This is a genomic window from uncultured Vibrio sp. (assembly GCF_947488985.1).
Classification (GTDB): domain Bacteria; phylum Pseudomonadota; class Gammaproteobacteria; order Enterobacterales; family Vibrionaceae; genus Vibrio.
This window is the reverse complement of sequence record NZ_CANLBV010000155.1, coordinates 1-4,763: the sequence shown is the minus strand read 5'-3', so window position 1 is coordinate 4,763 and position 4,763 is coordinate 1. Positions and strand designations below refer to the sequence as shown.

Genomic DNA, 4,763 nt, shown 5'->3' with positions numbered 1-4,763 from the left:
CTGGCATTCATGTTGATGTGGCTACCGATGTATTGTTGAACGCGAAATGTACAGCAAAGATCAACACGCCCTAGTAAGCAAATCAGTTTTAAAGTGAGTTATGTCTTTCTGGAATAAGGCATGCTTAATGGTTTGAAAATAAATCGTATTCAAGGGTTTTAACCTACAACACGTGACCTAATATCAGTGAGTGAGCCCCTACATTAATAAGGAAATATCATGTCAGAACAATACACTCCGCCAAAAATTTGGGTGAACGATGCCGCTGGCGGTAATAAGTGGGCCAACATCAACAGTCCCGAATCGGGATCTCGCTTTGATCAAGCGCTTCCTGTTGGTGACCATGCTTTTCAATTGTATTCTCTTGGCACACCTAATGGTCAAAAAGTCACTATCTTGCTGGAAGAGTTGTTAGCGGCGGGTGTTAAAGAAGCTGAATATGATGCGTACTTGATCAACATTGGCGAGGCTGCTCAGTTCTCGTCGGGTTTTGTTGGCGTGAACCCAAACTCAAAAATCCCTGCCCTTGTCGATAAGTCAGGTGATGAAGACGTTAATGTTTTCGAATCGGCATCGATCTTGATGCACTTAGCTGAAAAATTTGGTCACTTCTTACCAAAAGAAGGGGCAGCAAGAACACAAACCATTAACTGGTTGTTCTGGGCACAAGGGTCTGCGCCATTCCTAGGTGGTGGTTTTGGTCACTTCTACGCTTACGCGGATGAAAAGCAAGAGTACCCAATTAACCGTTTTGCGATGGAAGCCAAGCGTCAACTTGATGTGCTAGACAAACAACTGGCAAACAATACCTTTGTTGCGGGTGACGAGTTAAGCATTGCCGATATCGCTATCTGGCCATGGTATGGCAACCTTGTACTCGGCAAGTTATACGATGCAGCAGAGTTCTTGCAAGTTGACTCCTATACCAACGTTGTACGCTGGGCAAAACAGCTAGAAGCACGTGAAGGTTTCCAACGTGGTCGAGTGGTTAACCGTTCATTTGGCGAAGAGTGGGAGCAAGTACCAGAGCGCCATTCTGCAGAAGACATTGACCGAGTTTTAAAGCTACGCCCGTAGTACTTTAACCGATACTCGATACCACATCATAGAGTTTGTTTTAGCGGTCAACGTTAACTCAAACTCTATTTTCAGTTTCATCTAATCAACCTATTCTTTCCTTTCTATATCAGCCTGTCGATAAATGCCGTTACGGCTCTCCTTCACACTATCATTCGCACTGCCAATTATTAAGTTTTTTATATCATTGATTAATATAGGCTTTTACTCTTATCTCTGCCTTTCTACTAAAGTGATTTTATATTTTGTTACATCTCAACGATTAACTATCTGTTGGAATGTTATAACATAACAATAAGTTGATTGATGATGTATCTTAGAAAGGAAGAAGTTGTGAATAAGAAATTGGTTTCTCTGGCGGTTGGTAGCATTCTTGTCTCCCCTGTTTTTGCCGACACGCTGTCAAACCCTCAAATTGGTGTTGTTTTGGACGGTTATTATCAAGACGGTCAACGTAATAACTCGGAGCGTGGGGAAGGCTTTGGTCTGGGTCATACAGAGCTGAACATGTCGGCGAGCATTGATGATAAGTTTTATGGCTCTTTAACGACAGTTATTGAATCTCATGACGGTGAGACCGAGTTACTACTCGAAGAGGCTTTTGTTGAAACCTTGTCAATGCCTTATGGTTTAAACATCCGAGGTGGTCGTTTCCTCTCTGACTTTGGTTACCTAAATAACCAACACATGCATACGGATAGCTTCGTTGAGCGTCCTGCGGCTTACCGCACATTCTTAGGCTCTCATTATTACGATGATGGTATTCGTGCAAACATCGTTCTTCCTACAGATCTGTATGTGAAGTTTGGTGTGGAAGCACTAAGTGGTAGCAAGATGTCTGCCGTTGAGGATGGGTCTGATGTGGGTGTGTATACTGCAACATTGAAGCTAGGTGATGACTTTTCTGAGTCATCAAGTTGGCAGTTTGGATTGAGTTACCTACGTAATGAAAATGGTAAAGTTCGTGAGCTTGAAGAGCACCATCATCATGCCGAAGACGATCATGATCACGATCATAGTCACGGTTCTGCTGTAACGGGTTCAAACCTATATGGGGCTGATTTTGTATGGAAGTGGGCGCCGAATGGTAACTACAAGTATCAAAATTTCACGCTTGCTGCTGAATACATGTTGTTAGACGGTATTGTTGATAACAAGTACAAGAATGAAGCGGATTCGCCAGATAGCTTGTCAGGATTCTACGTGTCGGGTGTCTACCGATTCAGTCCTAGCTGGTCTGTGGGCTTACGCTATGGTGAAGCGGAAAATTATGACGGGCATATGCATGGCCATCACGCGCACTTCGTCCCAGAGAACGATAAAGAAGCGGACGTAATGATCGCTTGGGATTCGTCTCATTTTGGTACAGTACGCGCGCAATACTCTCGTGTTGAATACCAAAGCAACGAGAAAGAGACGGATAACGTATTTACCCTTCAATATGTGATGACCTTTGGGGCGCACGGTGCTCATGCATTCTAAAAAACGCCTACTTAGAATGGCAGCAGGTGCTGCCGTTGTATCCTCATCTATAATTGTATATTCGCCTGCAATGGCGCTGGATATTTTTGTTTGTGAGCCTGAATGGAAAGCTCTTGTGAGCAGTCATGCGCCTGATGCCAACATTTACTCGGCAACCACCGCCAAGCAAGACCCGCACTATGTTCAAGCTAGGCCATCACTTATTGCTAAAATGCGTCAAGCTGATATGGCGATGTGTTCTGGGGCTGAATTAGAAGTTGGATGGCTCCCCATGTTGCAAGTACGCAGTGGTAACCCTGCCGTTAAAGATAGCTCACCAACCATGTTATACGCGAGTGATATGGTTGGCATGCTTGATACCCATGATCATGTAGATCGAAGTATGGGAGATATTCACGCTCATGGAAACCCACACGTCCAGTTTGCTGCTGAGTCTATGATTCCTATATCAAGAGAAGTCACCCAACGTTTACAGCAGGTTGACCCTGATAATGCGCATATTTATATGAGAAATGGCATGAAGTTTCGTGCCAATTGGCGTAAAAAATTGGCAGAGTGGCAAACCAAAGCAGAGCCGTTACAAGGCAAGAGAGTAGTGGGTTATCATGCCACCTATCGGTATCTTTTTGATTGGTTAGGTATGACACAAATTGCAGATTTAGAGCCTAAGCCTGGGATATCACCGACTACGTCACATTTACAGTCATTGACTAAGTTGGATCCTGCTTCGTTTGATGCGATTGTGTATTCATCACACCAAGATCAGCGTCCTGCTCATTGGCTTAACCAGCAAACCAATAAACCTACGGTGCAACTGCCATTGACGGTTGTAGAGGGGCAGAGCCTTGAACAAATGTACGATCAAGTCATTGATGAGTTATTGCGAACGCTCGCAAGCTCAGACATATCAACCAAATCGTAATGTTGACTGAATATAGCTGGCTGGCACCTGCGGTGTTGTGTGGCTTAATCGCATTAGTCGGTAATATCGTGCTTGGGGAGCAAGTCCTCAAGCGCCAGATCATCTTCATTGATCTTGCTGTCGCGCAAGTGGCAGCGCTTGGTGCGGCCTTAAGTCAATACTGGTTGAGTCGGTATGAGCTGTTAAGTAGTTCATGGTTTGGGGAAATGACAGGCCCTTGGGTGATGTCATTATTACTCTGTGGCTTGATTGCATTAATGGAAAAGCACTATAAGCAGCACTTAGAGCCTATGATTGGCAGTTTGTTTGTGGTGTCGGCGTCAGTGGCGATATTACTGGTAAGTAAAGATCCTCATGGTGCTGATTTTATTCAAGGTATTCTCAACGGGCAGCTACTGTGGTCTACCTGGGATGATGTTTGGCCGTTGGCGAGCATCACAACACTAATGTTGCTGCTGGTTGGTGCGAAGCCGGAGTTTATGCAAGGCAGTGGCTTCTACCTAATTTTTGCCATATTGATGCCTATCACTGTGAAACTGACAGGAATTTATCTAGAGTTCGCGTTACTGGTGATTCCCGCATTGTGTGCAGCAGCGTTTAAAGGCATTCGCTTCTTTATCGCGAGTATCGGCATTGGTACCGTTGGTATTTTGTCGGGATTAGTGGTGTCGGCATATTACGATTTACCGAGTGGCGCAAGCATTGTCATCACGCTTTTTTTAGCGGGAGTAATATTCAATATTGCATCTCAGTTAATTAGGCGTAACTGTACTGAGATTACCACATAAGCTTGTGGTTATATGAATGCTCCTGGTTTTATTTAAAAGATGAACAGTTGCGTTTATACATCAAAGGTTAGGTATAAACGCAACTTATTGTGTTGATTAAAGCGTACATGTAATGAGGGGCTGTCTCCAACCGGAATTACACAACAAAGCCTACGAATTGAATGAAATATAAGCACATAACCTGATTGTTTTTATAGCCAAGTCTTGAAATGATATTTTCATTCGTGATGGTAATGACTTTTATGTACGAAATTCACTCTGTTTGCCACTATATTATAGCTCTATCTCTTATTTATTGCTCATTGGTAAATGGTATAAATCATCGTTAGTATTTTGAATTTTCCTCAGTATTTATCTCACCTATTGAAGCATTGAAGATTCTAGAATAGGCCGAACTTCCTTAGCTATTCTTTATTAGTTATACCCGTGATCATTGAAGGTGCTTGATTTTTAGTAAAATCAGGATCATGCTACGAACTATGATAATTACACTG

Annotated in this window: 4 protein-coding genes; all 4 read left to right on the top strand. The window is 43.3% G+C overall.

Going from position 1 to position 4,763, the window contains the following annotated elements; all coding sequences use genetic code 11:
- The first annotated feature begins 219 nt into the window (after nt 1-219).
- The 4 genes from yghU to Q1A70_RS18915 all read left to right on the top strand — a co-directional run bounded on the left by yghU (nt 220) and on the right by Q1A70_RS18915 (nt 4,269).
- Nucleotides 220-1,077: a glutathione-dependent disulfide-bond oxidoreductase gene (gene yghU / locus Q1A70_RS18930; protein WP_299695377.1), complete on the top strand. Its 858-nt coding sequence runs from the start codon at nt 220-222 to the stop codon at nt 1,075-1,077.
- Between the two features lie 333 nt (nt 1,078-1,410).
- Entirely contained in the window at nt 1,411-2,559 is a 1,149-nt protein-coding gene (locus Q1A70_RS18925; RefSeq protein WP_299695374.1) for a hypothetical protein, read from the top strand.
- A gap of 16 nt (nt 2,560-2,575) precedes the next feature.
- Nucleotides 2,576-3,481 (top strand): zinc ABC transporter substrate-binding protein, encoded by a 906-nt coding sequence (locus Q1A70_RS18920; protein ID WP_299695383.1) that lies wholly within the window; start codon nt 2,576-2,578, stop codon nt 3,479-3,481.
- Nucleotides 3,482-3,483: 2 nt separating this feature from the next.
- Nucleotides 3,484-4,269, top strand: a complete 786-nt coding sequence (locus tag Q1A70_RS18915; RefSeq protein WP_299695380.1) for a metal ABC transporter permease — start codon at nt 3,484-3,486, stop codon at nt 4,267-4,269.
- Nucleotides 4,270-4,763 lie beyond the last annotated feature (494 nt).

Excerpts from the sequence above, each read along its gene's own strand:
- yghU (WP_299695377.1), top strand. The coding sequence starts at position 220 with ATGTCAGAACAATACACTCCGCCAAAAATTTGGGTGAACGATGCCGCT.
- Q1A70_RS18920 (WP_299695383.1), top strand. The coding sequence starts at position 2,576 with ATGGCAGCAGGTGCTGCCGTTGTATCCTCATCTATAATTGTATATTCG.